The organism is Sphingopyxis chilensis, assembly GCF_035930445.1.
GTDB lineage: Bacteria > Pseudomonadota > Alphaproteobacteria > Sphingomonadales > Sphingomonadaceae > Sphingopyxis > Sphingopyxis chilensis.
The window spans coordinates 3,628,315-3,652,341 of sequence record NZ_CP142394.1; the positions used below are offsets into that span (position 1 = coordinate 3,628,315).

The window sequence follows — 24,027 nt, forward strand, 5'->3', positions numbered from 1 at the left end:
TGGAGCCCGGCTTTCGCCGGGGAACCGCGTTTACCGCTCGCTCAGATAATAGCGTTCGCGCGCGCTGAGGTCGTCGTTCAATTCGTAGACGATCGGCTGGCCGGTCGGGATTTCGAGCCCGGTGATGTCGGCGTCCGAAATGCCCGAGAGATGCTTGACGAGCGCGCGCAAACTGTTGCCGTGCGCCGAGATCAGCACCGTCTTGCCCGCGGCGAGTTCGGGGACGATCGCGGCTTCATAATAGGGAAGCACGCGTTCGATCGTATCCTTGAGGCTCTCGGCCGCCGGGATCGCGATGCCGGCGTAGCGCGGGTCGCTCGCGAGATTCCATTCGGAGCCGGCTTCGAGCGGCGGCGGCGGAATGTCGAAGCTGCGGCGCCAGATCTTGACCTGCTCGTCGCCATGCTTCGCCGCGGTCTCGGCCTTGTCGAGCCCGGTGAGGCCGCCATAGTGGCGCTCGTTGAGGCGCCAGTCCTTGGTGACAGGGAGCCACAAACGTCCCATCGCCTCGAGCGCGAGGTTCAATGTCTTGATCGCGCGCGTCTGGACCGAGGTGAAGCAGGTGTCGGGGGCGACGCTCTTCGCCTTCATCAGCTCGCCCGCCGCCCAGGCTTCGGCCGCGCCCTTTTCGGTGACATCGACATCCCACCAGCCGGTGAAGCGGTTTTCGAGATTCCACTGCGACTGGCCGTGACGGATGAGGATGAGCTGGGGCATTTCGGATCCTTGCGCTGGAGGAGAGTCGCCGCCCTTTAGCGCGGCTTTTCACCGAACGCCAACCGCCCTCTTGAAATGGTTTCGGCTGCACCCAGATTTGGATCGTCCGGCCGCCGATACGGGGCCGGGTGGCGATCGCGGCCGAGCCCGCGGTCCCTTTGCTTCGCTTTGAAAGGAAGGAATGACTCATGCGTAACAGCTTTGACTGGACCCCCTATCGCCGTTCGACCGTCGGCTTCGACCGGTTGTTCGATTTCCTTGAAACCAGCGGTTCGGGCGCGGAAAATTACCCGCCGTTCGACATCGAAAAGGTCGCCGACGACCATTTCCGCATCACGGTGGCCGTCGCGGGATTCAAGAGCGACGAAATCGACATCACCGCGCAGCAGAACATGCTGACCGTCAGCGGCCGCAAGGCGCCGGTGGCCGAGGGCGAGGGGCGCCAGCTCCTCTATAGCGGCATCGCGACGCGCGCGTTCGAGCGCCGCTTCCAGCTCGCCGATTTCGTGCGGGTCGCCAGCGCCGACCTCGCCGACGGGCTGCTCGTCATCGACCTGGTGCGCGAAGTGCCCGAGGCGATGAAGCCGCACAAGATCGCGATCGGTGGCACGGCCCAACCGGTGATCGAGGACAAGAAGGCCGCGTAAGCACCGGCGAGCCTGACTTGAATGATGCGGGGTCCGGAGTCCCTTCCGGGCCCCGTTTTCGTTCAGAGCGCGCGCGTCATGAAGCGGCTGAACGGGTCGGGCTTATAGTCGGCGAAGGGCGCGCACTCGGTGAAGCCGTAACGCCGATACAGCGCGAAGGCAGGCTCGAACGACCCGCTCGACCCGGTTTCCAAGCTGAGGCGTTCGAGACCCCGTTCGCGCGCGACATCGATGATATGGTCGAGCATATGCGCCGCGACACCCTGCCGCAGAAAGGCCTCGGCGGTGCGCATCGATTTGATTTCGCCGTGCGCGCTATCGAGCATCTTCAAAGCGCCGCAGCCGGCAAGCTCGTCACCCCGGTGGATCGACCAGAAGGTCACGTCGCCCGCGCGCAGTCCGTCGAAATCGAGGAAGTGGCAGCTGCCCGCGGGTGAGTTCGCGAGCATGCCCGCGAAATGCACCTCGAGCAGCGCGCGGACGGGCGCGCCCGACAGATCGTCCTCGACGATCCGCCAGGCGGCACTCACAGCATCTGGTCCAGCGTCTGGAGGCAGGCGTGCGCGAGCAGCTTCGAGCGCTCGGGCGACCAGCCCTGAACCGGATCGGGCAGGTCGCGATTGTCCTTGAACGGCATTTCGAGCGTCATCGACACCGCGCCGAAGCGTTCGGCGAGCTGCGTCGTCGACATCGAGAGATTCGCCTGCCCCGGCGCCGATTCGGTATAGCCGAGGTCGACCTGAAAATCGGGGGTGTTCGACGCGAGCGCGGCCTCGAACGCCTTATATTTTTCGGCCTGCTCGGCCTTCAGCGAGGGAATGCCCTCGAAACCCGCGAGGAAGACCGCGGGGATCGCCTCGTCGCCATGGACGTCCATCGCCCAGTCGACGCCGCTTTCGTCCATCGCGTTCCGAACTGCGAGCACTTCGGGGCTGCGCTCGGCGGTTGGATTCTCCCATTCGCGGTTGAGGTTCACGCCGGCGAAATTGGTGCGCAGATGCCCGCGACGCGATCCGTCGGGATTCATGTTCGGTACGATATGGAAGCGGCATTTCTGCAGCAGCGAGCGTGCGTGCGGGTCGGCTGAATCGGTGAGCTTTTCGAGCGCGCCCTCCATCCACCATTCGGCCATGCTCTCGCCGGGATGCTGGCGCGCATAGAGCCACACCTGCGTGTCGCCGCTGCCCATTTCGAGGCAGTCGACCGGCTGACCTTCGAGGCTGGTGCCGAGGCAGCGGTAGGTGACGCCCTCGCACTCGGCGACCGAGGCGATCAGGTCGTGATGGCGTTCCATCGAATAGGGCGCGAAATAGGCGATATAGAGGATCGGGCTTTCGGCGGTGTGCTGGATCGTCAGCGTGCCGCCGCCCGTTTTGGCGTCATACGCCGTGTCGAGACGGAACCAGTGTTCGCGGTCGGTGCTCGCGCATGCGGCATAGCCCGGCCAACCGTCGGGATAGGCCGATTCCGCCAGCCCGCCGATCGCGAGTTCAAGCGCGTCGCCGACGTGGCACGCGACGCGGAAGTGGAACCACTGGAAAAAGTCCGATTCGCGGTCCTTGCGAATCGAAAGGCGCGCCGACGTGCCGTCGACATTTTCCACGACGATATTGCCGCTGTCGAAAGCGGCGTTGATGCTGATGGTCATTTGACGCTGATAGTGCGTCCGGATTCGCCGGGGAAGTCCTTGAATAAGGCTTCGGCCAATTTCGCTGCGGCGAGGCTCGGCTGGTTCGCGGGCGCCTTGACCGGAACCGCGGTCAGCGCGCGGCCTTCCCACAACGCCTGACCCGTCGCGGCATCGTCGATGCGCACCGACAGCTGAAGGTCGGCCATCCGTTTCGGTCCGCCGCCGAGATTGATTCCGATGCCGAGCCCCACGCCCGAGCCGTAGTTGCCGGTAGACCCGCCAACGCCGACCGACACCGGCGAACGGCGGCCCTCGGGCAACTGTTCGGAGCGGTCGAAGGCAATGCGGACGAGAAGCGGCGCGCGTTCGCCCACTCCCGCCGCGACAAGCCCCTGCCGCTGGAGCTGCTGGTCGACCGCGGTGCGATAGCTGTTCCATTCGAGCGAGGGCATCGCCGTCCCCGGCGCTACGCCCGGAACATCGGTCGCCGGACCATCGAGCGGCGCGGTCGCGATGGCGTAGCGCGTTCCCGTCGCCCAGCCGGCGACCGCATTGGTGTGGAAACGGGTGACTTCGACCGGCGGCACCGCCGTCGCGCAGCCAGCCAGGGCGAACGCCGCTGCGCAGAGCAGGGCGGCGGAATGAGGACGCGTCATCGGCGCATCATGCGCCAGCATTTATGGCTTGGCAATGAACGGGATGCCTGCGCACCCCGTCCAAGCAATCAGCGATAGAAGATATGATTGTCGATCTGCGCGATGCGCGTCTTGCGCCAACCCGGCGAGACATAGCGCGCGTGGAAGAAGAGAGCGCCCGGGGCGTGGTTCTTCCACGTGCCGTCGCGCGCGATCTGGGCGATCGCAACGGCATTGTTCCACTGGGCGCCCTGGCGGATCGCGGGCATCCGGCCGCCGCGCACGAAGCTGAACTGGCTTTTCTGGTGGACGACGCCGCACAGGCTTTTCGGGAAACGGCCCGAATTGGCGCGGTTGATCACGACATGCGCGACCGCGAGCTGGCCGGGCAGCGATTCGCCGCGCGATTCGAAATAGACCGCACCGGCAAGGCAGCGCAGTTCGGGATCGATTTCGGCCGGCCTGGGTGTCGCGGCGACGAGTTCGGCGAGCGAAGCGGCCGTCACCGGGGGCGAGATCGGCGCGGGGTCGGCTTCGGCTTCGATCTGGTTGCTGTCTTCGACCGGGGTTTCGATTTCGGTCGGAAGGTCCGCCCTTTCCTCGACCGCCGGCGTGTCGGCGCCCGGGAGGATGATGGCGGGGATATTGGCGTCGGCCGCAAGATCGCTTGCAAAGCCCGGTTCCGCCAGAAGCAGCATGGAGGCAGCGGTCATGCCGACGGCAGCCATGCCGGCTACGTTCAAAATGCGACTCATAGTGTCCGTCAAAAGTGCGGCCGATGAACCGAACCTCTCAAACCAGGCGGGGGACTATGGTCCTGTATCGCCGCCTGCGGTCATCGTCCGACTGCGTGTCCAAACCGGTTTGCCGGGTGCGTTGCCAAAAGCTGTGCAACCCGCGGATCGACCTACGCGTTATCGAATGGGCGCGAGTTATTGTGCGCCGCAACAGAGTCAAGTTAACGCCGCCCACTCCGCGACGAGTTGTGGCGCATCTGCGATATCCAGTTCAATCAGCCACAGATCGGGATCGGCCTTTCGCCGCCGTTCCTGATAGTTTGCGCGCGATTCCCCATCATTTGGATCGCTCGGGCCGACCGCCTCCCAGATATAGTGGCCATCGGCGCCAAAGCGCCGCTCGAGCAGCGGCCCGGGCTGGCCGCGGTCGCTGCACTGGACAAGGATGATGCCTGAATTTTCGTCGCCCTTGGCGAGCACGGTCGCAAAGCCGCCGGCCGCTTCGGTGCGACGAAGCAGCAGATCGACAAGGAAACGGCTTTTGAGGCGGGTCATATCAGCTTGTGCCCCTGCGATGGCAGGGGCCAATCACCGAAGGCACCGTCATCAACAGACGGTGGTGGAAATCGCGACGGCAGGTGATGGGCCCCTCCTTCGCAGGGGCACGGCTGATCTTTTATCAGGCCGCGTCACGCGTTTCGGTGTCGGCGAGCAGCGCATAGAGCGCCTCGTCGTTCTTCGCGCCGCGCAGCCGGTCGGCGATCGCCTCGTTGCGCAGCATCCGCGACACGCCCGCGAGCGCTTTCAGATGGTCGGCACCGGCGTCGAGCGGCGAGAGCAGGATGAAGAGCAGATCGACGGGCAGGCCGTCGACTGCGTTGAAGTCGATCGGCTTGGCGAGTTGCAGGAACAGGCCGCGCACCCCGCCGAGGTCCGCCATCTTGGCGTGCGGAAGCGCGATCCCGCGGCCAAACCCGGTCGAGCCCAGACGCTCGCGTTCGAGCAGCGCCTCGCTGACTTCGCCGGCGTCGAGGCCGAGCGAACGGCTGGCGAGATCACCGACAAAGGGGAAAAGCGCCTTTTTCGAATCGAGCTGAACATGCGCGCGCACGGTCGCCGGATAGAGAAGGGAAGAAAGATTCATCGTCTGGCCAAATCTTGTTAAACGCCGGACGCCGCCAGGAACTTGGGCTGGCAAACGGTCGCGGATCTGTCGTGGCAGGCCCCCCGCCATCCCGGCTTCGGGCATCGTTGGGCGCGGCCCTTAAGCCGGATGGCGAAGAAAAGCCAGCCCTATCGTGGTTCGACCCAGCCGATTGTCCCGTCGTCGCGGCGATAGACCATGTTGTGTGCGCCGGTCTTGCTGTTGACGAAGAGCAGCGCGTTGGTGTTCCGAAGGTCGAGCATCATCACGGCGTCGGACACGCTGCTGCTGGGGATATCGACGCGCGTTTCGGCGATGATCGCCGGCGCATCGCCCGCGTCTTCCTCGCTGCCAGGATCGAACACGGTATAGCCTGCATTGTCCTCGATCTCGTCGACAGTCGGCGACGGCGCGGCGACGCCATTATTGTGATCCTTCAACCGGCGCATGTAGCGCCTGAGCTGCTTTTCGATGCGTTCGGCCGCCCCCTCGAACGCGACATGCGCGTCCTGCGCCTGGCCATGGCCCTTGAGCACGAGCCCCTGCATCACATGCGCGACGATGTCGCACTGGAAACTGTCGTGCGGACCTTTCCCGAAGGTCGCATGTGCCCCGATCGCGCGCGAGAAATATTTGTCGGCAATCGCGTTCATCCGGTCCGACACATGCGCCTGCAGCGCTTCGCCGGTTTCGATCTGGTGTCCAGAGACGCGGATTTCCATTTTTCTTCTCCTTCTTGGCCGGTGCGACGACAATGGGAGAGTCGTTACACCGTATCGAGCCACAGCGGCTGGTTCAGCCCTGCGACAAATTCGGCGTGCCGCGCGAGTTCGGCGGCCGACGCCATATGGGGACGGGGTTCGCGAAAGGGGCGGCCGGGACCGCGCGATGCCGCGGGCGAGGGGAGGTCGATCGACCCCGATACCGCCGAAGCGGCTCCGAGGCCGAGGCCGAGGCCGATCTGCCGGCCGCCGGTCATTTCGATATAGAGATGGGCGAGCAGCTCGGCGTCGAGCAGCGCGCCATGCTTGACGCGGTGGCTGCGGTCGATGCCGTAGCGCGTACAGAGCGCATCGAGGCTGTGCTTGGCGCCCGGGTGGAGCTTGCGCGCCATCTGCACCGTGCAGCACATGCGCGCCATGTCGAGCGCGGGCCGGCCGGCGCGCGCCAGCTCGGCGTTGACGAATCCGAAGTCGAACGCGGCATTGTGCGCGACGAGCGGCGCATCGCCGAGAAATTCGAGCAGTTCGTCGACGCGCGTCGCAAAGAGCGGCTTGTCCGAAAGGAATTGGATTGACAGCCCGTGCACCGCTTCGGCCGCGGCGGGCATATCGCGCTCGGGATTGAAATAGGCGTGGAAGGTGACGCCGGTTTCACGGCGGCCGATCAACTCGACACATCCGATTTCGACCAGCCTGTCCCCGCTTCTGGGATCGAAACCCGTGGTTTCGGTATCGAAAATAATCTCGCGCATCGAAGGTTCAATCTGGACCCTATCGGGCGTGGAAACAAGAGGTGATGAAACGAATTTGGCGGTGCGTCTCGCTTTTGGGGCGGCCCGTTTCGATGATGAAATCGGCGCGCGACCGCTTGACCCGGTCGGGAACCTGCAGACGGCGGATCGCCTTCAATTTCGCCGTCGTCATGCCGGGGCGCCGCATCACGCGTTTGCGCTGCATCCACGCGGGCGCCGAAACGACCGCGATCGCGCCGACCTTGCGCCAGCCGCCCTTTTCGAAGAGCAGAGGGATGTCGAGCACGACGAAATCGCGCGCGCGGTGGCGCGCGAGAAAGCGTTTCTGGGCCTTGCCGACCGCCGGATGGACGATCGCTTCGAGCGCGGCGAGTTCATGGGTATTGCCGATCACGCGCGCGCCGAGTTTCTGCCGGTCGACGCCGTTCGGGCCCGTGGTGCCGGGAAAACGCGCCTCGATCGCGGCGACGAGCGCGCCGCCGGGGCCTTGCAGCCGGTGCACTTCGGCATCGGCGTCGAAGACGGGGGCGCCCTCACGCTCGAACATCGCCGCCGCGGTCGATTTGCCCATGCCGATCGAGCCGGTGAGCCCGAGAATGAACGGTCGGCGGAGCCGCGAGCCGGGGCGCGGGCGGTGGGTCACGCGATTATCCGGCCACCAGCAGCGCGCGCAATTCCTCGTCGCGGCCCTCGGGCGGGGTGGCGCCGAAGAAGAGTTCAAAGGCGAGCGCAGCCTGGCCGATCAGCATGTCGAGCCCGTCGACGGTGTCGAGGCCGCGCGCCGCCGCGGCTTTGAGGAGCCTCGTCTGGAGCGGCGAATAGACGAGGTCGTAGACGATCGCGTCGTCGGGGAGCGGCGACAGGTCGAGATCGAGCGGCGGCTGGCCCGCCATGCCGAGGCTGCTCGAATTGACGAGCAGAGATACGGGGGGGAGCTGTGCATCGAGCGCCACGACATCGCCCCTGAGCCCGAAGGTCGCAAGCAGGCCCATCGCTTTCAATGGACTGCGGTTGAGGATGGTGACGGAGCCGACGTTCGCGCGGGCCAGCGCAAACAGCACCGCGCGCGCCGCGCCGCCGGCGCCGACCACCGCGACGGGGGCGCCCTCGAGATCGAGTTCGGCGAGCGGCGAATAAAAGCCGGCGGCGTCGGTGTTGGTGCCGATCAGCGCACCGTCGGGCTGGCGGACGATGGTGTTCATCGCGCCGATCGTGCCGCGAATGTCGCCGGGGTCGTCGACAAGACCCATCACTGCGGCCTTGTGCGGCATGGTGACGTTGCAGCCGCGCCAGTCGGGATCAATGCGCCGCTCGGCGATATAGGCGGCGAGCTCTTCGGATTTCACATGCGCGCGGCGGTAATCGCCCGGCAGCCCGAGCGCGTCGAGCCAGAAGCCGTGGATCAGTGGCGATTTGGACTGGACGATCGGGTCGCCGATGACTTCTGCGAAAGGCGTGCTCATTGCGGCGCCAATCCGGTGGTGCGCAGCCACGCCAGCAGGGGCAGCATCGGCATGCCGATGATCGTCCAGGGATCGCCCTCGACCTTTTCAAACAATTGCACGCCCGCTCCCTCGATTTCGTAACAGCCGACGGTCCAGCGGATGCTGTCCCAGTTTTGCGCGACATAGTGGGCGATGAAGGCGTCCGACAAGGGGCGCATCCACAGCTTCGCCTCACCGATCGCGCGCCATACCGGCGCGCCATCGCGCGCGGCGACCGCGGCGCTGAACAGGCGGTGGCGCGCGCCCGCCATGCGGCGGAGATGCTCGGCCGCCTCTTCGGGCGTGGCGGGTTTCGAGAGCATCGCGCCATCGTCGAGCGCAAGCGTGGAGTCGGCACCGAGCACGGTGACCCCGGGAAGGCGCGACGAGATTTTGACGGCTTTCGCCTCGGCGAGCGCGTCGGCGATGTTGCGCGGAGTCTGGCCGGCCGCAAGGAGCGAAGCGGTCAGTGCCTCCTCGTCGACATGCGCGGCGCTTGTTTCAAAATCGAGGCCGGCGGCGCGGAGCATCGCGGCGCGGCCACTGCTTTGCGAGGCGAGGAGCAAGGTCATGCTGCGGCGGAGCGGTCTTCGACGAGCTTGATCACGGCGGCGGCGGTTTCCTCGATCGAGCGGCGCGTCACGTCGATCACCGGCCAGCCGTTGTCGGCGAACATCCGCCGCGCATAAGCGAGCTCGGCCTTGACGCGTTCGTCGTCGACATAAGAGGTTTCGGGCGCCTGATTCAAGGAAAGCAGCCGGTTGCGGCGAACCTGAACGAGCCGGTCGAGCCCGGTCGTCAGCCCGACGATCATCGGGCGCTTCAGATTGAACAGCGCGTTCGGCGGCGGCGATTCGGGGACGATCGGGATGTTTGCGGTCTTGAAGCCGCGATTGGCGAGATAGATGCTCGTCGGCGTTTTCGAGGTGCGCGACACGCCCGCGAGGACGATGTCGGCCTGTTCCCAATTTTCCCAGCCGATGCCGTCGTCGTGCGCGACGGTGAACTGAATCGCCTCGACGCGCGCAAAATAGGCGGCGTCGAGGACATGCTGGCGGCCGGGACGCGCCTTCGCTTCCTGCCCGAGCATCCGCGACAGCGCGTCGGTCACCGCGTCGAGCGCGGCGACGGTCGGAAGGGCGTGCGCGCTCGCGCGACGTTCGAGGCTGGCGCGCAGCTCACCGTTGACGAGGGTGAAGAGGATCATGCCGGGACTCGCCTGCACCTCGGCCATGATCCGGTCGAGATGCGATTCCGACCGGACCATCGGCCAGAAATGGCGCACGACCTCGACATCGTCGAACTGCGCGATCGCCGCCTTCGCGATATTTTCGAGCGTCTCGCCCGTGGAATCGGATATGAGGTGGAGGTGAAGCCGGCCCATCGCGCCACCATGGCGGGAATCGGCGAAAAAAGGCAATGCCGGATCAGGCCCGCGCCGACGAAAAACGCCCTGTGGACAAGTTTGGCATAAGCGCAGGGACGGATTGGGCAGGAAAGATTCGTCCCCCGCCGTGTCGATTCCGCTCCACCGCTTATCCACACGGGATGAATCTTATCCACAGGCTGTGAATTAGGGGGAAAGCCGGGTGCGACTCTGCCTGCTGGCTTGCCGTCACGGGAGTCAAGCTGTTGGCAAAAGGGGCGCTCCGGCCTAAAGCCGCCTTGTCCGCCGACCAACAAACCACCACAATTATAATTAAATATATATGAAGAGAGAAAGAAGGGCCGCGTGAAGGCGTCACCGAAGAGCTTGCTCGCCACGCTGCGCGGAGTGCAGCAAGAGCGCCCGCCGCTATGGCTGATGCGCCAGGCGGGACGCTATCTGCCCGAATATCGCGCGCTTCGGGAAACCAAAGGCGGTTTCCTCGAGCTTTGCTATGATCCCGAGGCCGCGGCCGAAGTGACGTTGCAGCCGATCCGCCGCTTCGGTTTCGACGGATCGATCCTCTTTTCCGACATTCTCGTCATCCCGCACGCGCTCGGCCAGCATCTGTGGTTCGAGGCGGGCGAGGGGCCGCGGCTCGCGCCGCCGCTCGTCGATGGCGCATTGGCGTCGCTCGAAGCGGCACCGCAGCGGCTCGACCCCATCTATGCGACTGTCGTACGCGTTGCAGCATCGCTACCGCCCGAGACGACCTTCCTCGGCTTTGCAGGAAGCCCCTGGACGGTCGCGACCTATATGGTGGCGGGGCAGGGGTCGAAGGACCAGGCGCTGGCGCGGCGCATGGCTTTCGGCGATCCGGCTGCCTTTCAGGCGATCGTCGATGCGATCATCGACCTCAGCGTCACCTATTTGTCGGGGCAGATCGAAAATGGCGTCGACGCCGTGCAATTGTTCGACAGCTGGGCCGGGAGCCTGTCCCCCGCACAATATGAGCAATGGGTGATCGCGCCCAATGCCGAGATCGTGCGGCGATTGAAGGCGCTTCACCCCAATACGCCGGTAATCGGCTTTCCAAAGGGCGCGGGCGGCAAGCTTCGCGCCTATGCCGACGAGACCGGGATCGATGCGATAGGACTCGACGAGACGGTCGACCCGGCATGGGCCGATGCCGCCTTGCCGTCACATCTGCCGGTGCAGGGCAATCTCGATCCGCTCGCGCTCGTCGCCGGGGGCGAGGCGCTCGATACGGCGATCGACCGCATCCTTGCGGCTTTCCCGTCGCGTCCCCATATCTTCAATCTCGGCCATGGCATCGTGCCCGACACGCCGATCGCGCATGTCGAACATCTCATCAAACGCGTTCGCGGCGGATAATCTATGGAACTGGCTGGTTTTCTGGGGGCGACGATGCTTTGGGTCAAAGCCGCGCATATTATTTTCGTGATCTTCCTGATGGCCGGCCTCTTCATGATGCCGCGCTTTTTCGTTTATCACCACCAGGCGCCGGTCGGATCCGACGAGGACAGGACGTGGATCGAGCGCGAGGATCGGCTGCGGCGGATCATCCTGAACCCGTCGCTGATCATCGTCTGGATTTTCGGGCTGATGCTCGCCTTCAACGGCGATTATTGGCGCGAGGGCTGGTTCATCGCCAAATTGCTGCTCGTGGTCGGGCTGTCGGGCTATCACGGCTGGATGATCGGCTATTTCAAGAAGCTGAAGAAGGGCGAGCGTCCGCTCACCGAAAAACAGCTGCGCATGCTCAACGAGGTTCCCGGCATCGCCGCGGCGATCATCGTCATCCTCGTCGTCGTCCGCCCGTAGAATCCGCGCCTCCAGACGCAGCCCGATTGACTTGGACCCGACCCGGATATAGGGGCCGATCAACCCCGCTTCATGTGGGCGGCGCGTCCCCGCGCCGACGCTATCTTTAACGGTCGTCCCACGGCCGGATAGGGCACCCCAGCGGTGCAACGAATTCGTTTCATTTCTCCCTGATTTTCTACCCGGAATCCATCCCATGCATCTCAAAGAACTCAAGACCAAAGCGCCCGCCCAGCTTGTCGAAATGGCGGAAGAACTGGGCGTCGAAGGCGCATCGACGCTGCGCAAGCAGGACCTGATGTTCTCGATCCTCAAGGAACTCGCCGAAGAGGGCGAGGAAATCATTGGATCTGGGACGATCGAGGTTCTCCCCGACTCGTTCGGTTTCCTGCGCTCGTCGGACGCGAACTATCTCGCGGGTCCCGATGACATCTATGTTTCGCCGAACCAGGTCCGCAAATATGGCCTGCGCACCGGCGACACGGTCGAGGGCGAGATTCGCGCGCCGCGCGACGGCGAACGCTATTTCGCGCTGACCAAGCTGATCAAGGTCAATTTCGACGATCCCGAGGCGGTGCGTCACCGCGTCAATTTCGACAATCTCACGCCGCTCTATCCGAACCAGAAGCTGTCGCTGGATACCGTCGACCCGACCGTCAAGGACAAGTCGGCGCGCGTCATCGACCTCGTCAGCCCGCAGGGCAAGGGCCAGCGCGCGCTGATCGTCGCGCCGCCGCGCACGGGTAAGACGGTGCTGCTGCAGAATATCGCCAAGGCGATCACCGACAATCATCCCGAGGTCTATCTGATCGTCCTCCTCGTCGACGAACGGCCCGAGGAAGTCACCGACATGCAGCGCAGCGTGAAGGGCGAGGTTGTCTCCTCGACCTTTGACGAACCCGCGACGCGCCACGTCCAGGTCGCTGAAATGGTGATCGAAAAGGCCAAGCGCCTCGTCGAGCACAAGAAGGATGTCGTCATCCTGCTCGATTCGATCACGCGCCTCGGCCGCGCCTACAACACCGTCGTTCCCTCGTCGGGCAAGGTGCTGACCGGCGGTGTCGATGCGAACGCGCTGCAACGCCCGAAGCGCTTCTTCGGCGCCGCGCGTAACATCGAAGAAGGCGGTTCGCTGTCGATCATCGCGACCGCGCTGATCGATACCGGCAGCCGCATGGACGAGGTCATCTTCGAAGAATTCAAGGGCACGGGTAACTCCGAAATCGTGCTCGACCGCAAGGTCGCCGACAAGCGCATCTTCCCGTCGCTCGACGTCGGCAAGTCGGGCACCCGCAAGGAAGAATTGCTCGTCGAAAAGGACAAGCTGTCGAAAATGTGGGTGCTGCGCCGCATCCTCATGCAGATGGGCACCATCGACGCGATGGAATTCCTGCTCGACAAGATCAAGGATTCGAAGACCAACGAGGATTTCTTCGACAGCATGAACCAATAAGCCAGCGCCATGGCTATCCTCGAACACGCCTTGCTACCCGTCAGGGCGGGCGGCGAAGAGGCGTTCGAGGCGGCCATGGTCCAAGCCAGACCGCTGATCGAAGCCTCACCGGGCTTTATTTTCCTCGAAATTTTCCGCCCGACGGCAACCGGACAGCCCTATCTGCTTTTGGTAAAGTGGAGGTCGATTGCGGATCACCGCGACGGCTTCCGGCAATCGGATCGCTATCGGCAGTGGCGGGCGTTGCTGCATCGCTTTTATGACCCTATGCCAGAGGTCAGCTATTTCGGAGAGCCGCTGTGATTTTGGAATTTCTGACTCAGGCCGCGGCGCACGCCGGCGGTTTCGGCGGTCCCGCCGGAATGTGGGATGCGATCGTCAAGGATTTTTCGAACATTACCGAGCCCGCCGCCTTCGCGGCGTTCCTGCAGGTGCTGATGATCGACCTCGTCCTCGCGGGCGACAATGCGATCGTCGTCGGCGCGCTTGCCGCGGGGCTGCCCGCCGACCAGCGCAAGAAGGTCATCCTGATCGGCGTGCTCGCGGCGCTTGTGCTTCGAATCGCCTTCGCGCTCGTTGTGACACAGCTGATGCAGATTGTCGGACTGATCTTCGTCGGCGGGCTGCTCCTGATCTGGGTCGCATGGAAAATGTGGCGCGAATTGCGTCACACGGGCCAGTCGCAGGGTTCGCCCGAGATTGCGGGCGATGAACATTCGGGTCTGAAGCCTGCCAAAAGTTTCGCAGGTGCCGCCTGGGCGGTTGCCGTCGCCGACGTCAGCATGAGCCTCGACAATGTGCTCGCGGTCGCGGGTGCCGCGCGCGAGCACCCCGGCATCCTTATCGTCGGTTTGATCTTTGCCGTCGCGCTGATGGGCGTCGCGGCAAACATCATCGCCAAATATATCGAGCGTTATCGCTGGATCGCCTATCTCGGCCTCGCCGTGATTATCTATGTCGCGGTCAAGATGATTTACGAAGGCTGGGTCGATCAGAGCGTCGGGATCGGAACGCTGTTCGGCTAATCGATTTTTCTTGCCTCGAAACAAAAAAGCCAGTCCCCCGGGGGGCTGGCTTTTTCGTATCGGCTTCCCATCTCGCGATCATGCCTCAGCTCCACATGACCCGCGTTGCCGTCGGTTGTTCCGATTATCCGGCGCTGCAAGCGCGGATCGAAAATTATGCCCAAGATGGCGAGATCCGATTTGCGACGCGCTTTCGGCCCAAGCGGGCCGACGAGCTGGTCGGCGGCAAGCTGCATTTCATCGTCAAGCACACGCTCGTCGCGCGCGTCGAGATCCTGCGCTTCGATGATCGCAGCGACGGGCGGGTCGATATCGTGTGCGTCGCCCAGCTCGAACGCGTGCATCCGCAGCCGAAGCGGGCGCACCAGGGGTGGCGCTACCTGACCGACGCCGATGCGCCCAAGGGCGTCGACGATGCCAGCGGCATCGGCGAATTGCCGCCCGAACTCTACCGCGAACTCGCCGGGCTGAGCCTGATCTAGCGCGCGGCCTGTGCCGCGAGCATCTCGGCCATTTTTTCCCAGACTTTGTTGATTGCCTTCAAGGGCCTGATCATCACCTTGAAATCACTTATTTTTCCATCCTCATCCCACCGGATGATATCGACCCCGTTGATCTGGATGCCGTCGAGATTGCTCTGGAACTCGAGGCAGGCCTGATCGCCGTCGACGATCTCGCGCAGATAGCGGAAATCGTCGCCGCCGAGAACATGGCTTGCGGCGTGGAGATAGGCGAAGACCTTGTCGCGTCCTTCCTGCGGCGTGTGGACGACGGGCGAATGGAACACCGCATCGGCGGCGAGCAGGTCCCTGAGCGCCTGCGGGTCGCCGCCGTCCGCCATATAGGCGTGCCAGGCGGCAAGCCCCGGATGCCCGCTCATGAAAGATGCTCGGCGAAGAAGGCCCGCGTGCGGCTGTCGGCCAGCCGGGCGCCCTCTTCGTCACGGCGGTTGCCCATCGTCGCGGCAAAGCCATGGTCGAGGCCCTGATAGTCGTGGAGCGTCACCTTGGGATGCGGGTCGAGCCCTTCGTGGATCCGCTTTTGCGCATCATGGTCGACGAGATGATCCTCGGTCGGGATGTGGAGCATCAGCGGCCGGGCGATAGCATGGCTCTCGTTCAGCATCTGGTCGATCATCACGCCATAATAGCCGACCGACGCGTCGATATCGGTGCGTGCGGCCGTCATATAGGCGAGCCGCCCGCCGAGGCAGAAGCCGACTGCGCCGACCTTCGTCGCGCCCTGGCCGTGGAGCCAGCGGATCGCCGCTTCGATATCCTTGACCCCGTCGTCGGCATCATATTGGCCGAAATAGCCGAAGGCCTCCTGCAGTTCGGCTTCGACGTCGGGATTGAGTTCGATCCCGGGGGCGAAACGCCAGAAGATGTCGGGCGCGATGGCGAGATAGCCTTCGGCCGCCCAGTCGTCGCATTTCTTGCGGATGCCTTCGTTGACGCCGAAGATTTCGGGAATGACGATGATCGCGCCAGTGCTGTCGGCATCGGGACGCGCGACATAGGCGGGAAGGGTGCTGGCGCCGTCGAGCGTCGGGATATCGGTGTTCGTCGCGGCCATGCGGGGAGCTCTCCTGTCTCTTGCTTCTTTGCTGTGAAAGCGCGAAGCTAGCGGGGCTGCGAGCATGGCTCAAGCGGCTAACGGGCATTTCGGGGCGGAGACAGGCGATGAAGTTCAATATCGAGATCGATTGCACCCCCGAAGAGGCGCGGCGCCTGTTCGGTCTTCCCGACCTCGAGCCGCTGCACGATATCTACCTCGACCGCGTCAAGGAGCTGATGGCGAAGGGGATCACCCCCGACCTCGTCCAGTCGATGGTCAAGACCTGGGTGCCGATGGGCGGCAGCGGGCTCGAACTCGTCCAGTCGTTGCTCGGCCAGTTCGGCGGCGGGCTGATGGGCGGGACGTCGAAATCGAGCGACGCGGCCGATGACGACAAGCCCGCCAAGGGACGCAAGAGCTGAACCAAGCCGTTGTAAGAGATACGATTTTTGCGTTGTCGAGCGGGATGCCGCCGGCAGCGATCGGCGTCGTGCGCGTGAGCGGACCCGGGGCCCGCGAGGCGTTGCACGCGCTTGCGGGGCGGGTGCCCAAAGCGCGCCGGGCGTCGCTCGCGGACTTGAAGGACGTCGACGGCGCGGCGCTCGACCGGGCGCTGATTTTCTGGTTTCCGGGACCGGCGACGGCGACGGGCGAGGATCTGGCCGAGCTGCATCTGCACGGCGGCCGGGCGGTGGTCGCGGCGGTCGAGGCGTCGCTCGGGGCGATGCCGGGACTGCGGCGCGCGGAGCCGGGCGAATTTACGCGGCGGGCGTTCGAGAACGGGCGGATCGATCTCGCCGAGGCCGAGGGGCTCGCCGACCTGCTCGCCGCAGAGACCGAGAGCCAGCGCGTGCAGGCGCTGGGCATGGCGAGCGGGCATGTGTCGCGCGCGGTGGCGGGATGGCGGGATCGATTGCTCGGGCTGATGGCGGGGGCCGAGGCCGAGCTGAATTTCGCCGACGAGGACGATGTCGAAACTGGCGACAATGTCGCGCGGCGTCTGATTTCGGGGATGGGCGCGCTCGCGGGCGAGCTGGGCGAATGGCTGGCGCGGCCGGCGGCGGAGGTAATCGCCGAGGGGTTGTCGGTCGTGATCGCGGGACCGCCGAATGCCGGAAAATCGACCTTGATCAATGCCTTGGCGCAGCGTGAGCTGGCGATCGTGTCGCCCGTCGCGGGAACGACGCGCGATGTGATCGAAACCCCGCTGGCGCTGGATGGGATCGCGATGCGCTTTTCGGACACCGCCGGGCTGCGCGCCGAAAGTACCGACGATATCGAAATCATCGGCATCGACCGCGCGAAGGCGGCGGTCGAGAGGGCCGATATATTGTTGTGGCTCGGGCCGCCCAAGGAAGCGCCAGACCATCCGCGCGCGATCCTGATCGCGGCGCAGCTCGATCGCTGGCGGGGCGATGCAGCGGCCGAAGCCGAAGCGGCGCTTGCCGATATCGCCCTGTCGGCGGCGACGGGCGAGGGGATGGAGAAGCTCCACCGCTATATCGTCGAGATGGCGCGGACCTTGTTGCCGCGCGAAGGCGAGGCGGCGCTGCGCCAGCGTCAGCGCGCCGCGCTTGCCGAGGCAAAACAATGGCTTGAGATCGAGACGGGTTCGCGCGAGGCGCGCGACCTGATCCTGCTCGCCGAGCGTCTGCGGCTCGCGGGGACGGCGCTCGACCAGATCACCGGGCGGGCGGGAGTCGAGGAGATGCTCGACGCGTTGTTCGGGCGTTTCTGCATCGGGAAATGATGTTCCACGTGAAACATCGCAGGATGCGCGACGCGGTGGATTCGCTGGCCGCTTTGCGCTAAAGGCGCCCCAATCATGCAGGATCCAGTGATTTACGATGTCATCGTCGTCGGCGGTGGGCACGCCGGGACCGAGGCGGCCGCCGCGGCGGCTCGTTTGGGCGCTCGCGTTGCGCTCGTCAGTTTCGATCCCGCGCTGATCGGGGCGATGTCGTGCAACCCGGCGATCGGCGGGCTCGGCAAAGGCCATCTGATGCGCGAAGTCGACGCGCTCGACGGATGGATGGCGCGCGCGGCCGACAAAGCGGCGATCCATTACCGGATGCTCAACGCGTCGAAAGGCGCGGCGGTGCAAGGGCCGCGGATCCAGGCCGACCGGAAACTGTACCGCGACGCGATCCAGGATTTTCTTGCCGCCGAGGATAGCATCTCGGTCGTCGCAGGCGAAGCGGCAGCGCTGGTGCTTTCGGCCGATGGATCGCGCGTCGAAGGATTGGAGCTCGGCGATGGGTCGCGGCTGGCAGCATCCGCCGTCGTGCTCGCGACCGGAACCTTTCTCGGCGGCCGGCTTTTCCGCGGCGAGGAGCGAATGGCGGGAGGGCGTATCGGCGAAGCGGGCGCACACCGGCTGGCGCAGCAGCTTCGCTCCGCCAACCTGCCGATGGCGCGGCTCAAGACAGGGACGCCGCCGCGGCTCGACGGGCGGACGATCGACTGGGCGCGGCTGGACGAGCAGGCCTCGGACAGCGCCGAAGGCGCGACCTGGACCTGTTCCACGTGGAACAGCGAGCGGACGGTCCCGCAGATTTTCTGCGCGATCACGCGCACCAACCGCGAAAGCCATGCGATCATCGCGGCGAATCTCGACCGCTCTCCGCTGTTCACCGGCGCAATTGGCGCGGCGGGGCCGCGCTATTGCCCGTCGATCGAGGACAAGATCCACCGATTCGCCGATCGCGACGGGCACCAGGTGTTTCTCGAACCCGAGGGGCTCGATTCCTTCCTCGTCTACCCCAACGGCATTTCGACTTCGCTCCCCGCCGATGTGCAACTCGCGATGCTGCGCACGATGGAAGGGCTCGAGACGGTCGAGATGGTCGTGCCGGGCTATGCGGTCGAATATGATCACATCGATCCGCGCGCGCTCGATCGGACGTTGCAGGTGCGTGAAATCGGTGGCCTCTGGTGCGCGGGGCAGATCAACGGGACGACGGGATATGAGGAAGCCGCGGCGCAGGGGCTGGTCGCGGGCGCCAATGCCGCGCTTGCGGTGCAGGGACGCGAAGCGCTGATTCTCGACCGCGGCGAATCCTATATCGGGGTGATGGTCGATGACCTGGTGTTGCAGGGCGTGACCGAGCCGTATCGGATGCTCACCGCGCGCGCCGAATATCGGCTGCGGCTGCGCGCCGACAATGCCGCGACGCGGCTAACGCCGAAGGGCATCGCATTGGGGCTCGTGCGGCCGCCAACCGCGGGGCTGTTCGAAGCGCGGCAGGATGAGCGCGCGCGGGCGGAAGCCTTGCTCGATGCGCCGGTGGCGACCGCCGATTATGCCGTGATCGGGCTCGGGCTGCCGGGCGACGGGATCCCCCGGCGCCGGATCGACCTGCTGCGCTATACCGACGTGACGATGTCGCGGCTGGCGCTACTCGCGCCCGAGCTCGAAACGATCGACGGTGCAATTCTCTCGGAGGTCGCCGAGGACGCGCATTATGCACCCTATATCGCCCGGCAGGAGGCCGAATTGCGCGCGCTCGCGGCGAACGAAGCGATCATGCTCGATCCCGCGCTCGATTATGCGGCGATCGGCGGATTGTCGCGCGAGATGGTCGAGCGGCTGACCAGGGCGCGGCCCGAAACACTTGGGCAGGCGGCGCGGATCGACGGGGTGACGCCGGCGGCGCTGACCGCGATCATGGTGCACAGCCGGCGACGCGCGGCTTGAATCGAGCCGCGCCGGCTAAGTTTGTTGAGGCCCGCAGGTCGTCGATTTGGGTAGGCCGCTGACATGTTCTGAATGATTTTCGCGGAGAGATCGCAGAAGATGGAAGGCAAAGGTTCACGCAGAGCGGCGAGGATGCGAACGGAATTGGGAGGCTGCATGGCAACACCGGTGTCGGGGTCTGGCCGTCAAAGTGAAATGGCATCTTCTTCTTTGCGCCTTTGCGTGACGATTTCGAAATCTCGCGCAGAGACGAAAGGCATTGGGGAGGGGTCGGGATAGCTGTATTCGCGGGAATGACGAGATTGAGGTGGCGACGGTGGATGACGGGGTTCTGATGAGCGAAGAGGCCGCGCGCGCCTGGATTGGCGCGGCGTTTGCGCCGACCGCCGCGCAATGGGCGCGGCTCGACAGTTTTGCGGCGATGCTCATCGCCGAAAATGCGCGGCAGAATCTGATCGCTGCGTCGACGATTCCGACGCTATGGGTGCGGCATATCGCCGACAGCGCGCAGCTGCTGTCGTTCGATACGCGCCATGGCGACGGGCTCTGGATTGACCTGGGCAGCGGGCCGGGGTTGCCGGGGCTGGTCGTCGCTATCCTGAGTGCGCGGCCGATGCTGCTTGTCGAATCGCGAAAGAAGCGCTGTGACTTTTTGCGCTCGGTTGCGGCCGAGCTGGACCTGAAGCACGTCGAGGTCGCCGAGGCGCCGCTCGAGCGCGTCGAGACGCGGCCCGCGGCGACGATCAGCGCGCGCGCCTTTGCGCCACTCGACCGGCTGTTCGACTTATCCGCGCGTTTTTCCACCGAATCGACGCACTGGCTGCTGCCAAAGGGACGAAACGCGGTTAAGGAACTGGCATTGCTGCCGCAGCCATGGCAGAGAATGTTCCACGTGGAACAGAGCCGCACCGATGCCGACAGCCAGATTTTGGTCGGCACCGGAAAAATCGCGGCAAAACAGCGAGGAAAGCGATGATCCGCATTGCCGTGGCGAACCAGAAGGGCGGGGTCGGCAAGACGACGACCGCGATCAATCTGGCGACCGCGCTCGCGGCGACGGGCTGGCGGACGCTGATCATCGATCTCGATCCGCAGGGCAACGCCTCGACGGGGCTCGGGATCAAGCAATCGCAGCGCGAATTTTCGAGCTATGAATTGCTGCGCGGTGACGCGGGCGTCGCCGAATGCGCGATTCCGACCGCGGTACCGCGGCTCGATATCGTACCGGCGACGGTCGATCTGTCGGGCGCCGAGATCGAATTGATCGAATTTCAGGACCGGCTGCACCGGCTGCAGCAGGCCTTGTCGAGCACCGAGGCCGGACAGTGGGATATCTGCCTGATCGACTGTCCGCCGTCGCTCGGCATGCTGACGCTCAACGCGCTGATCGCCGCCGAATCGCTCATCGTGCCGCTGCAATGCGAATTTTTCGCGCTCGAGGGGCTCAGCCAGCTGCTCACCACGGTCGAACGTGTGCGTGAGCGCTTCAACCAGAAATTGTCGATCCTCGGCGTAGCGCTGACCATGTTCGACCGGCGTAACCGGCTGACCGACCAGGTTTCCGACGATGTGCGCGAAGTGTTGGGCCCGGTGGTGTTCGACACGGTGATACCGCGCAACGTGCGGCTATCCGAAGCGCCGAGCCATGGGCTGCCGGCGCTGATCTACGATCATCGCTGCGCCGGATCGGCGGCCTATATTGCGCTCGCGCGCGAATTGATCGACCGGCTCCCCGAAATCCGCAAGGCGGCATAAATGGCTGATAATAAAGACGAAAAGCAACCAGATCCGACGCCTGCGCGCAAGCGGCCGTCGGGGCTCGGGCGCGGGCTGAACGCCCTGTTCGGCGACGTCGCGGTCGAGGCGCCGGTGCTCGCGACGCCCGGCAGCGCGACGAAGGCCACGCCGGTATCGGGCGACGCGGTGCAGCATGTCGGCGTCGGATCGATTCGCCCGCTTCCCGGCCAGCCGCGGCGCCATTTCGACGAAAATGCCATTGCCGAGCTGGCCGATTCGATCGGGCTGCGCGGATTGCTGCAGCCAATCATCGTGCGCCGGTCGCCCGATGGCGACGGGTACCAGCTTGTCGCGGGCGAACGGCGCTGGCGCGCGGCGCAGCGCGCGGGGCTGCACCAGATTCCCGCGCTGGTGCGCGAACTGGACGATGCCGCGACCTATGAGATCGCGCTGGTCGAGAATATCCAGCGGCAGGACCTCAACGCGATCGAAGAGGCGAGCGCCTATCGCCGGTTGATCGAGGATTTCGGCCATAACCAGGAAGCGCTTGCGAAGCTGGTCGGCAAGTCGCGCAGCCATGTCGCGAATTTGATGCGCCTGCTCGACCTGCCCGAAAGCGTGCAGGAGCTCGTCGGCGACGGATCGCTGGCGATGGGGCATGCACGCGCGCTGATCGGCGCGGCTGATGCCGAAGCGATCGCGCGCCGCGTGGCGAAGGAGGGCCTGTCGGTTCGCACCGTCGAGGCGCTTGTCCGCGCCGCAAAGGGCGGCGATGCGCCGCGCAAGGGGCCGCTCGAATATAAGAGCATGGACGGCGGGCGTGACCCCGACATTGTCGCGGTTGAACGCCACCTTTCCGAATTGCTCGGCATCGGGGTCGCGATTCAATATGCCGGCGAGGGCAAGGGGGCGCTGACGCTGAAATTCGCGTCGCTCGACCAGCTCGATATGATCTGCCAGCGGCTCTCGGGCGAAGGGATCTGATCCTTTTGCTGGCGACGCCGGAAACGATTCGCGTTGCCGCCCCGCTTGTTCTTCCTTTGATTCGCGCAGAGGCCGCAGAGAATTCGGTCTCTGCGTGCAAGATTTCTCAGCCGGCGAATCGGTGAGGCACGGCCGTATATTGTGTCAGCCTGGGCCGTCGAGGAGGGATGGTCGGTCACGAAGACCCGCCTATATTATGTATAAATATATGATTTTAAAAGATAATAACCGGCCATCCGGGCCAGTTCCTATCGCGCTGTTAACCAAGCTTGCTGGCAAAACCTGAACAGGTCCCCGCGTAAACAGGTCGGCGAATGGGGTGGGATTTCCATTCGAATTTTGACCGAATTCAAGGGACCAAATCATATGCGCAACTATGGAATGAAGCGCGCCTTTCTGGGCGCCGCGATTGCTGCCCTCGCCATGAACGCTTCGGCGACGCAGGCGGCGACGGCCACGGGAACGGCGACGGCCAAGATCCTGCGCCAGATCACGCTCACCAAGACCAGCGACCTGCAATATGCGACGATCATCAGCGGCGCGACCGCATCGACCGTCGCCGTGTCGACCGCGGGCGGCGTGACCTGCGGCGCGGGGCTGACCTGCACGGGCACGACGACCTCGGGCAGCTATGACGTCCAGGGAACGAGCGGCGCGGTGGTACTCGTCGGCGGCGATTCGAGCGTCACGCTCAACGGTTCGCTCGGCGGCACGATGACGTCGACGCTGACCTATTCGGCGCCGAGCATCACGCTGGGCGCCACCGGCGGCAGCTTCCAGGTCGGCGGCACGCTGAGCGTCGGCGCCAACCAGGCGTCGGGCGACTATTCGGGGACGTTCAACGTCACCGCCAATTACCAGTAAGAATTGGGGGGCCTGGCGGGCCGAGATCCGCCAGCCGTGAAAATGGGGTCGTCGGGCGCGCGTCCGGCGGCCCTTTTTTTGCGCCGACGCCCTCGATGGTTAGCGAAATCTCAACCATGTTGGCGCAGGCAGGAGACGACCAACCGCGGGGGCGAGGACCAGCCAGCTCCCGACATCCAACGATTGTGGGGATCGTACCGATGCTGCGCTTTTCAAAGCCTTTCCGCCTGCTCGCCGTGGCGGCGCTCGCCGCGCTGTCCGCTCCCGCCCATGCCGCGGGCGACCTGCTCGTCGCGCCGACGCGCGTCATCCTCGACGGCTCACGCGGCACCGAAGTGGTGCTCAACAATATCGGCAGCGAGCCCGCGACCTATCGCATCAGCCTCGAGATCAAGCGAATGACCGTCGATGGCGGGCTCGACGAGATCGCCGAGGACAATGTCACGCCGGCGGAACGCGCGGCGCTCGACATGATCGTCTTCAGCCCTCGGCGTGTGATCTTGCCGCCCAACCAGCCGCAGGTCGTGCGCGTCGGCGTGCGCGTGCCCGAGGGGTTGCCGCCGGGCGAATATCGCGCGCACATGCTGTTCCGCTCGGTTCCCGATGCGGCGCCGGCGGGCGCGGCCGGGACGAAGCCCGCGAGCACGGGCGTGTCGATCGCGCTGACGCCGATCTATGGCATCACCATCCCGGTTATCGTGCGCGTCGGCGACCTGGGCGCCGACGCGTCGATCGGCGCGGCGTGGGTGAGCGAGGGGGCCGACGGGCCTGCGTTCAATTTCGGCCTTTCGCGCACGGGAAACCGCTCGGTCTATGGCGATATCGAAGTGACGCGGCCCGGCGTCGCCGAGCCGCTGCTCGTCGCGCGCGGAATCGCGGTCTATTCCGAGGTGAGCAAGCGTAACGTTTCGCTGCGCGTGCCCGGCGAGGTTGCGGCGAAGCTCAAGGGCCCGGTGCGTATACGGTATAGCGAGGACCGCGAAATCGGCGGCGGGACGATCGACGAGGCCGAGCGGATGGTGAAATGACGG

The 24,027-nt window shown here is 65.0% G+C and carries 30 protein-coding genes; 15 read left to right on the plus strand and 15 right to left on the minus strand.

Going from position 1 to position 24,027, the window contains the following annotated elements; translation table 11 throughout:
* Positions 1 to 30: 30 nt before the first annotated feature.
* Positions 31 to 717 carry a 2,3-diphosphoglycerate-dependent phosphoglycerate mutase gene (gene gpmA, locus VSX79_RS17120; protein WP_179497649.1) on the minus strand — a complete coding sequence of 229 codons (687 nt, stop codon included), beginning with the start codon at positions 715 to 717 and terminating at the stop codon, positions 31 to 33.
* A 188-nt stretch (positions 718 to 905) separates the two neighbouring features.
* Here gpmA and VSX79_RS17125 point away from each other — a divergent pair, with 188 nt between their 5' ends.
* Complete coding sequence (locus VSX79_RS17125) at positions 906 to 1,364, plus strand: Hsp20 family protein (protein WP_179497651.1); 459 nt, start codon at positions 906 to 908, stop codon at positions 1,362 to 1,364.
* A 62-nt stretch (positions 1,365 to 1,426) separates the two neighbouring features.
* On the opposite strand, the gene VSX79_RS17130 is transcribed toward VSX79_RS17125, so the two are convergent.
* The 12 genes from VSX79_RS17130 to VSX79_RS17185 all read right to left on the minus strand — a co-directional run bounded on the left by VSX79_RS17130 (position 1,427) and on the right by VSX79_RS17185 (position 9,852).
* On the minus strand, positions 1,427 to 1,894 hold the full coding sequence (locus VSX79_RS17130) for a GNAT family N-acetyltransferase (protein WP_326913937.1): 468 nt from the start codon (positions 1,892 to 1,894) through the stop codon (positions 1,427 to 1,429).
* A complete protein-coding gene (locus VSX79_RS17135) occupies positions 1,891 to 3,012 on the minus strand; it encodes a M14 family metallopeptidase (RefSeq protein WP_179497655.1) in 1,122 nt (373 codons plus the stop codon). The genes VSX79_RS17130 and VSX79_RS17135 overlap by 4 nt, the downstream gene beginning before the upstream one ends.
* Complete coding sequence (locus tag VSX79_RS17140; RefSeq protein ID WP_326913938.1) at positions 3,009 to 3,650, minus strand: DUF4136 domain-containing protein; 642 nt, start codon at positions 3,648 to 3,650, stop codon at positions 3,009 to 3,011. The genes VSX79_RS17135 and VSX79_RS17140 overlap by 4 nt, the downstream gene beginning before the upstream one ends.
* A 68-nt stretch (positions 3,651 to 3,718) precedes the next feature.
* Positions 3,719 to 4,384 carry a cell wall hydrolase gene (locus VSX79_RS17145; RefSeq protein ID WP_407697229.1) on the minus strand — a complete coding sequence of 222 codons (666 nt, stop codon included), beginning with the start codon at positions 4,382 to 4,384 and terminating at the stop codon, positions 3,719 to 3,721.
* A gap of 198 nt (positions 4,385 to 4,582) precedes the next feature.
* Positions 4,583 to 4,921: a DUF1491 family protein gene (locus VSX79_RS17150; RefSeq protein ID WP_326913940.1), complete on the minus strand. Its 339-nt coding sequence runs from the start codon at positions 4,919 to 4,921 to the stop codon at positions 4,583 to 4,585.
* Between the two features lie 124 nt (positions 4,922 to 5,045).
* A complete protein-coding gene (locus tag VSX79_RS17155) occupies positions 5,046 to 5,510 on the minus strand; it encodes a PTS sugar transporter subunit IIA (protein ID WP_326913941.1) in 465 nt (154 codons plus the stop codon).
* Positions 5,511 to 5,659: 149 nt separating this feature from the next.
* Complete coding sequence (hpf, locus tag VSX79_RS17160; RefSeq protein WP_179497665.1) at positions 5,660 to 6,232, minus strand: ribosome hibernation-promoting factor, HPF/YfiA family; 573 nt, start codon at positions 6,230 to 6,232, stop codon at positions 5,660 to 5,662.
* Between the two features lie 44 nt (positions 6,233 to 6,276).
* Complete coding sequence (gene dnaQ, locus VSX79_RS17165; protein WP_179497667.1) at positions 6,277 to 6,984, minus strand: DNA polymerase III subunit epsilon; 708 nt, start codon at positions 6,982 to 6,984, stop codon at positions 6,277 to 6,279.
* 19 nt (positions 6,985 to 7,003) lie between these two features.
* Complete coding sequence (gene coaE, locus VSX79_RS17170) at positions 7,004 to 7,555, minus strand: dephospho-CoA kinase (RefSeq protein WP_326915269.1); 552 nt, start codon at positions 7,553 to 7,555, stop codon at positions 7,004 to 7,006.
* Between the two features lie 76 nt (positions 7,556 to 7,631).
* The gene (locus VSX79_RS17175; RefSeq protein ID WP_326913942.1) at positions 7,632 to 8,447 is read right to left on the minus strand and encodes a shikimate dehydrogenase family protein; all 816 of its coding nucleotides are present in this window, start codon (positions 8,445 to 8,447) and stop codon (positions 7,632 to 7,634) included.
* A complete protein-coding gene (locus VSX79_RS17180) occupies positions 8,444 to 9,040 on the minus strand; it encodes a Maf family protein (protein WP_179497673.1) in 597 nt (198 codons plus the stop codon). The genes VSX79_RS17175 and VSX79_RS17180 overlap by 4 nt, the downstream gene beginning before the upstream one ends.
* Positions 9,037 to 9,852, minus strand: coding sequence for a pyruvate, water dikinase regulatory protein (locus VSX79_RS17185; protein ID WP_179497675.1), 816 nt, complete (start codon positions 9,850 to 9,852; stop codon positions 9,037 to 9,039). Before VSX79_RS17185 ends, VSX79_RS17180 begins: the two co-directional genes overlap by 4 nt.
* A 348-nt stretch (positions 9,853 to 10,200) precedes the next feature.
* On the opposite strand from VSX79_RS17185, the gene hemE reads away from it, so the two are divergent.
* The 6 genes from hemE to VSX79_RS17215 all read left to right on the plus strand — a co-directional run bounded on the left by hemE (position 10,201) and on the right by VSX79_RS17215 (position 14,639).
* Complete coding sequence (gene hemE, locus VSX79_RS17190) at positions 10,201 to 11,229, plus strand: uroporphyrinogen decarboxylase (RefSeq protein WP_326913943.1); 1,029 nt, start codon at positions 10,201 to 10,203, stop codon at positions 11,227 to 11,229.
* Between the two features lie 33 nt (positions 11,230 to 11,262).
* Positions 11,263 to 11,679 carry a CopD family protein gene (locus VSX79_RS17195; RefSeq protein WP_373562798.1) on the plus strand — a complete coding sequence of 139 codons (417 nt, stop codon included), beginning with the start codon at positions 11,263 to 11,265 and terminating at the stop codon, positions 11,677 to 11,679.
* 196 nt (positions 11,680 to 11,875) lie between these two features.
* Positions 11,876 to 13,132 carry a transcription termination factor Rho gene (gene rho / locus VSX79_RS17200; protein WP_179497681.1) on the plus strand — a complete coding sequence of 419 codons (1,257 nt, stop codon included), beginning with the start codon at positions 11,876 to 11,878 and terminating at the stop codon, positions 13,130 to 13,132.
* 9 nt (positions 13,133 to 13,141) lie between these two features.
* Positions 13,142 to 13,435, plus strand: coding sequence for an antibiotic biosynthesis monooxygenase family protein (locus tag VSX79_RS17205; RefSeq protein ID WP_179497683.1), 294 nt, complete (start codon positions 13,142 to 13,144; stop codon positions 13,433 to 13,435).
* Positions 13,436 to 13,494: 59 nt separating this feature from the next.
* Positions 13,495 to 14,157 carry a TerC family protein gene (locus VSX79_RS17210; RefSeq protein WP_218844561.1) on the plus strand — a complete coding sequence of 221 codons (663 nt, stop codon included), beginning with the start codon at positions 13,495 to 13,497 and terminating at the stop codon, positions 14,155 to 14,157.
* 95 nt (positions 14,158 to 14,252) lie between these two features.
* Complete coding sequence (locus tag VSX79_RS17215; protein ID WP_326913944.1) at positions 14,253 to 14,639, plus strand: DUF1489 domain-containing protein; 387 nt, start codon at positions 14,253 to 14,255, stop codon at positions 14,637 to 14,639.
* Here VSX79_RS17215 and VSX79_RS17220 read toward each other — a convergent pair.
* Together VSX79_RS17220 and VSX79_RS17225 are read right to left on the minus strand one after the other, a co-directional pair.
* Entirely contained in the window at positions 14,636 to 15,037 is a 402-nt protein-coding gene (locus VSX79_RS17220; protein ID WP_179497687.1) for a nuclear transport factor 2 family protein, read from the minus strand. The two genes, VSX79_RS17215 and VSX79_RS17220, sit on opposite strands and share 4 nt — an antisense overlap.
* Entirely contained in the window at positions 15,034 to 15,732 is a 699-nt protein-coding gene (locus VSX79_RS17225; RefSeq protein WP_326913945.1) for a dienelactone hydrolase family protein, read from the minus strand. The genes VSX79_RS17220 and VSX79_RS17225 overlap by 4 nt, the downstream gene beginning before the upstream one ends.
* A 107-nt stretch (positions 15,733 to 15,839) precedes the next feature.
* Here VSX79_RS17225 and VSX79_RS17230 point away from each other — a divergent pair, with 107 nt between their 5' ends.
* The 8 genes from VSX79_RS17230 to VSX79_RS17265 all read left to right on the plus strand — a co-directional run bounded on the left by VSX79_RS17230 (position 15,840) and on the right by VSX79_RS17265 (position 24,024).
* Complete coding sequence (locus VSX79_RS17230; protein WP_179497691.1) at positions 15,840 to 16,136, plus strand: DUF6489 family protein; 297 nt, start codon at positions 15,840 to 15,842, stop codon at positions 16,134 to 16,136.
* Positions 16,137 to 16,180: 44 nt separating this feature from the next.
* Entirely contained in the window at positions 16,181 to 17,464 is a 1,284-nt protein-coding gene (mnmE, locus tag VSX79_RS17235) for a tRNA uridine-5-carboxymethylaminomethyl(34) synthesis GTPase MnmE (protein WP_326915270.1), read from the plus strand.
* A 75-nt stretch (positions 17,465 to 17,539) separates the two neighbouring features.
* A complete protein-coding gene (gene mnmG, locus VSX79_RS17240; protein WP_326913946.1) occupies positions 17,540 to 19,411 on the plus strand; it encodes a tRNA uridine-5-carboxymethylaminomethyl(34) synthesis enzyme MnmG in 1,872 nt (623 codons plus the stop codon).
* Between the two features lie 334 nt (positions 19,412 to 19,745).
* Complete coding sequence (gene rsmG / locus VSX79_RS17245) at positions 19,746 to 20,387, plus strand: 16S rRNA (guanine(527)-N(7))-methyltransferase RsmG (protein ID WP_326915271.1); 642 nt, start codon at positions 19,746 to 19,748, stop codon at positions 20,385 to 20,387.
* Positions 20,384 to 21,166, plus strand: coding sequence for a ParA family protein (locus tag VSX79_RS17250; RefSeq protein ID WP_179497697.1), 783 nt, complete (start codon positions 20,384 to 20,386; stop codon positions 21,164 to 21,166). The genes rsmG and VSX79_RS17250 overlap by 4 nt, the downstream gene beginning before the upstream one ends.
* Positions 21,167 to 22,132 (plus strand): ParB/RepB/Spo0J family partition protein, encoded by a 966-nt coding sequence (locus VSX79_RS17255; RefSeq protein ID WP_326913947.1) that lies wholly within the window; start codon positions 21,167 to 21,169, stop codon positions 22,130 to 22,132.
* A gap of 366 nt (positions 22,133 to 22,498) precedes the next feature.
* A complete protein-coding gene (locus VSX79_RS17260; RefSeq protein WP_326913948.1) occupies positions 22,499 to 22,996 on the plus strand; it encodes a DUF4402 domain-containing protein in 498 nt (165 codons plus the stop codon).
* A 200-nt stretch (positions 22,997 to 23,196) separates the two neighbouring features.
* Complete coding sequence (locus VSX79_RS17265; protein WP_179497703.1) at positions 23,197 to 24,024, plus strand: fimbrial biogenesis chaperone; 828 nt, start codon at positions 23,197 to 23,199, stop codon at positions 24,022 to 24,024.
* Positions 24,025 to 24,027: the final 3 nt, after the last annotated feature.

Excerpts from the sequence above, each read along its gene's own strand:
- mnmE (WP_326915270.1), top strand. The coding sequence starts at position 16,181 with ATGCCGCCGGCAGCGATCGGCGTCGTGCGCGTGAGCGGACCCGGGGCC.
- VSX79_RS17195 (WP_373562798.1), top strand. The coding sequence starts at position 11,263 with ATGCTTTGGGTCAAAGCCGCGCATATTATTTTCGTGATCTTCCTGATG.
- dnaQ (WP_179497667.1), bottom strand. The coding sequence starts at position 6,984 with ATGCGCGAGATTATTTTCGATACCGAAACCACGGGTTTCGATCCCAGA.
- VSX79_RS17135 (WP_179497655.1), bottom strand. The coding sequence starts at position 3,012 with ATGACCATCAGCATCAACGCCGCTTTCGACAGCGGCAATATCGTCGTG.
- VSX79_RS17150 (WP_326913940.1), bottom strand. The coding sequence starts at position 4,921 with ATGACCCGCCTCAAAAGCCGTTTCCTTGTCGATCTGCTGCTTCGTCGC.
- coaE (WP_326915269.1), bottom strand. The coding sequence starts at position 7,555 with ATGGGCAAATCGACCGCGGCGGCGATGTTCGAGCGTGAGGGCGCCCCC.
- mnmG (WP_326913946.1), top strand. The coding sequence starts at position 17,540 with ATGCAGGATCCAGTGATTTACGATGTCATCGTCGTCGGCGGTGGGCAC.
- VSX79_RS17225 (WP_326913945.1), bottom strand. The coding sequence starts at position 15,732 with ATGGCCGCGACGAACACCGATATCCCGACGCTCGACGGCGCCAGCACC.
- VSX79_RS17145 (WP_407697229.1), bottom strand. The coding sequence starts at position 4,384 with ATGAGTCGCATTTTGAACGTAGCCGGCATGGCTGCCGTCGGCATGACC.
- VSX79_RS17250 (WP_179497697.1), top strand. The coding sequence starts at position 20,384 with ATGATCCGCATTGCCGTGGCGAACCAGAAGGGCGGGGTCGGCAAGACG.
- VSX79_RS17175 (WP_326913942.1), bottom strand. The coding sequence starts at position 8,447 with ATGAGCACGCCTTTCGCAGAAGTCATCGGCGACCCGATCGTCCAGTCC.
- VSX79_RS17265 (WP_179497703.1), top strand. The coding sequence starts at position 23,197 with ATGCTGCGCTTTTCAAAGCCTTTCCGCCTGCTCGCCGTGGCGGCGCTC.
- VSX79_RS17255 (WP_326913947.1), top strand. The coding sequence starts at position 21,167 with ATGGCTGATAATAAAGACGAAAAGCAACCAGATCCGACGCCTGCGCGC.
- VSX79_RS17260 (WP_326913948.1), top strand. The coding sequence starts at position 22,499 with ATGCGCAACTATGGAATGAAGCGCGCCTTTCTGGGCGCCGCGATTGCT.
- gpmA (WP_179497649.1), bottom strand. The coding sequence starts at position 717 with ATGCCCCAGCTCATCCTCATCCGTCACGGCCAGTCGCAGTGGAATCTC.
- VSX79_RS17185 (WP_179497675.1), bottom strand. The coding sequence starts at position 9,852 with ATGGGCCGGCTTCACCTCCACCTCATATCCGATTCCACGGGCGAGACG.
- VSX79_RS17125 (WP_179497651.1), top strand. The coding sequence starts at position 906 with ATGCGTAACAGCTTTGACTGGACCCCCTATCGCCGTTCGACCGTCGGC.
- hpf (WP_179497665.1), bottom strand. The coding sequence starts at position 6,232 with ATGGAAATCCGCGTCTCTGGACACCAGATCGAAACCGGCGAAGCGCTG.
- VSX79_RS17140 (WP_326913938.1), bottom strand. The coding sequence starts at position 3,650 with ATGACGCGTCCTCATTCCGCCGCCCTGCTCTGCGCAGCGGCGTTCGCC.
- VSX79_RS17220 (WP_179497687.1), bottom strand. The coding sequence starts at position 15,037 with ATGAGCGGGCATCCGGGGCTTGCCGCCTGGCACGCCTATATGGCGGAC.
- VSX79_RS17205 (WP_179497683.1), top strand. The coding sequence starts at position 13,142 with ATGGCTATCCTCGAACACGCCTTGCTACCCGTCAGGGCGGGCGGCGAA.
- rsmG (WP_326915271.1), top strand. The coding sequence starts at position 19,746 with ATGAGCGAAGAGGCCGCGCGCGCCTGGATTGGCGCGGCGTTTGCGCCG.
- VSX79_RS17210 (WP_218844561.1), top strand. The coding sequence starts at position 13,495 with ATGTGGGATGCGATCGTCAAGGATTTTTCGAACATTACCGAGCCCGCC.
- VSX79_RS17180 (WP_179497673.1), bottom strand. The coding sequence starts at position 9,040 with ATGACCTTGCTCCTCGCCTCGCAAAGCAGTGGCCGCGCCGCGATGCTC.
- VSX79_RS17230 (WP_179497691.1), top strand. The coding sequence starts at position 15,840 with ATGAAGTTCAATATCGAGATCGATTGCACCCCCGAAGAGGCGCGGCGC.
- rho (WP_179497681.1), top strand. The coding sequence starts at position 11,876 with ATGCATCTCAAAGAACTCAAGACCAAAGCGCCCGCCCAGCTTGTCGAA.
- VSX79_RS17155 (WP_326913941.1), bottom strand. The coding sequence starts at position 5,510 with ATGAATCTTTCTTCCCTTCTCTATCCGGCGACCGTGCGCGCGCATGTT.
- VSX79_RS17215 (WP_326913944.1), top strand. The coding sequence starts at position 14,253 with ATGACCCGCGTTGCCGTCGGTTGTTCCGATTATCCGGCGCTGCAAGCG.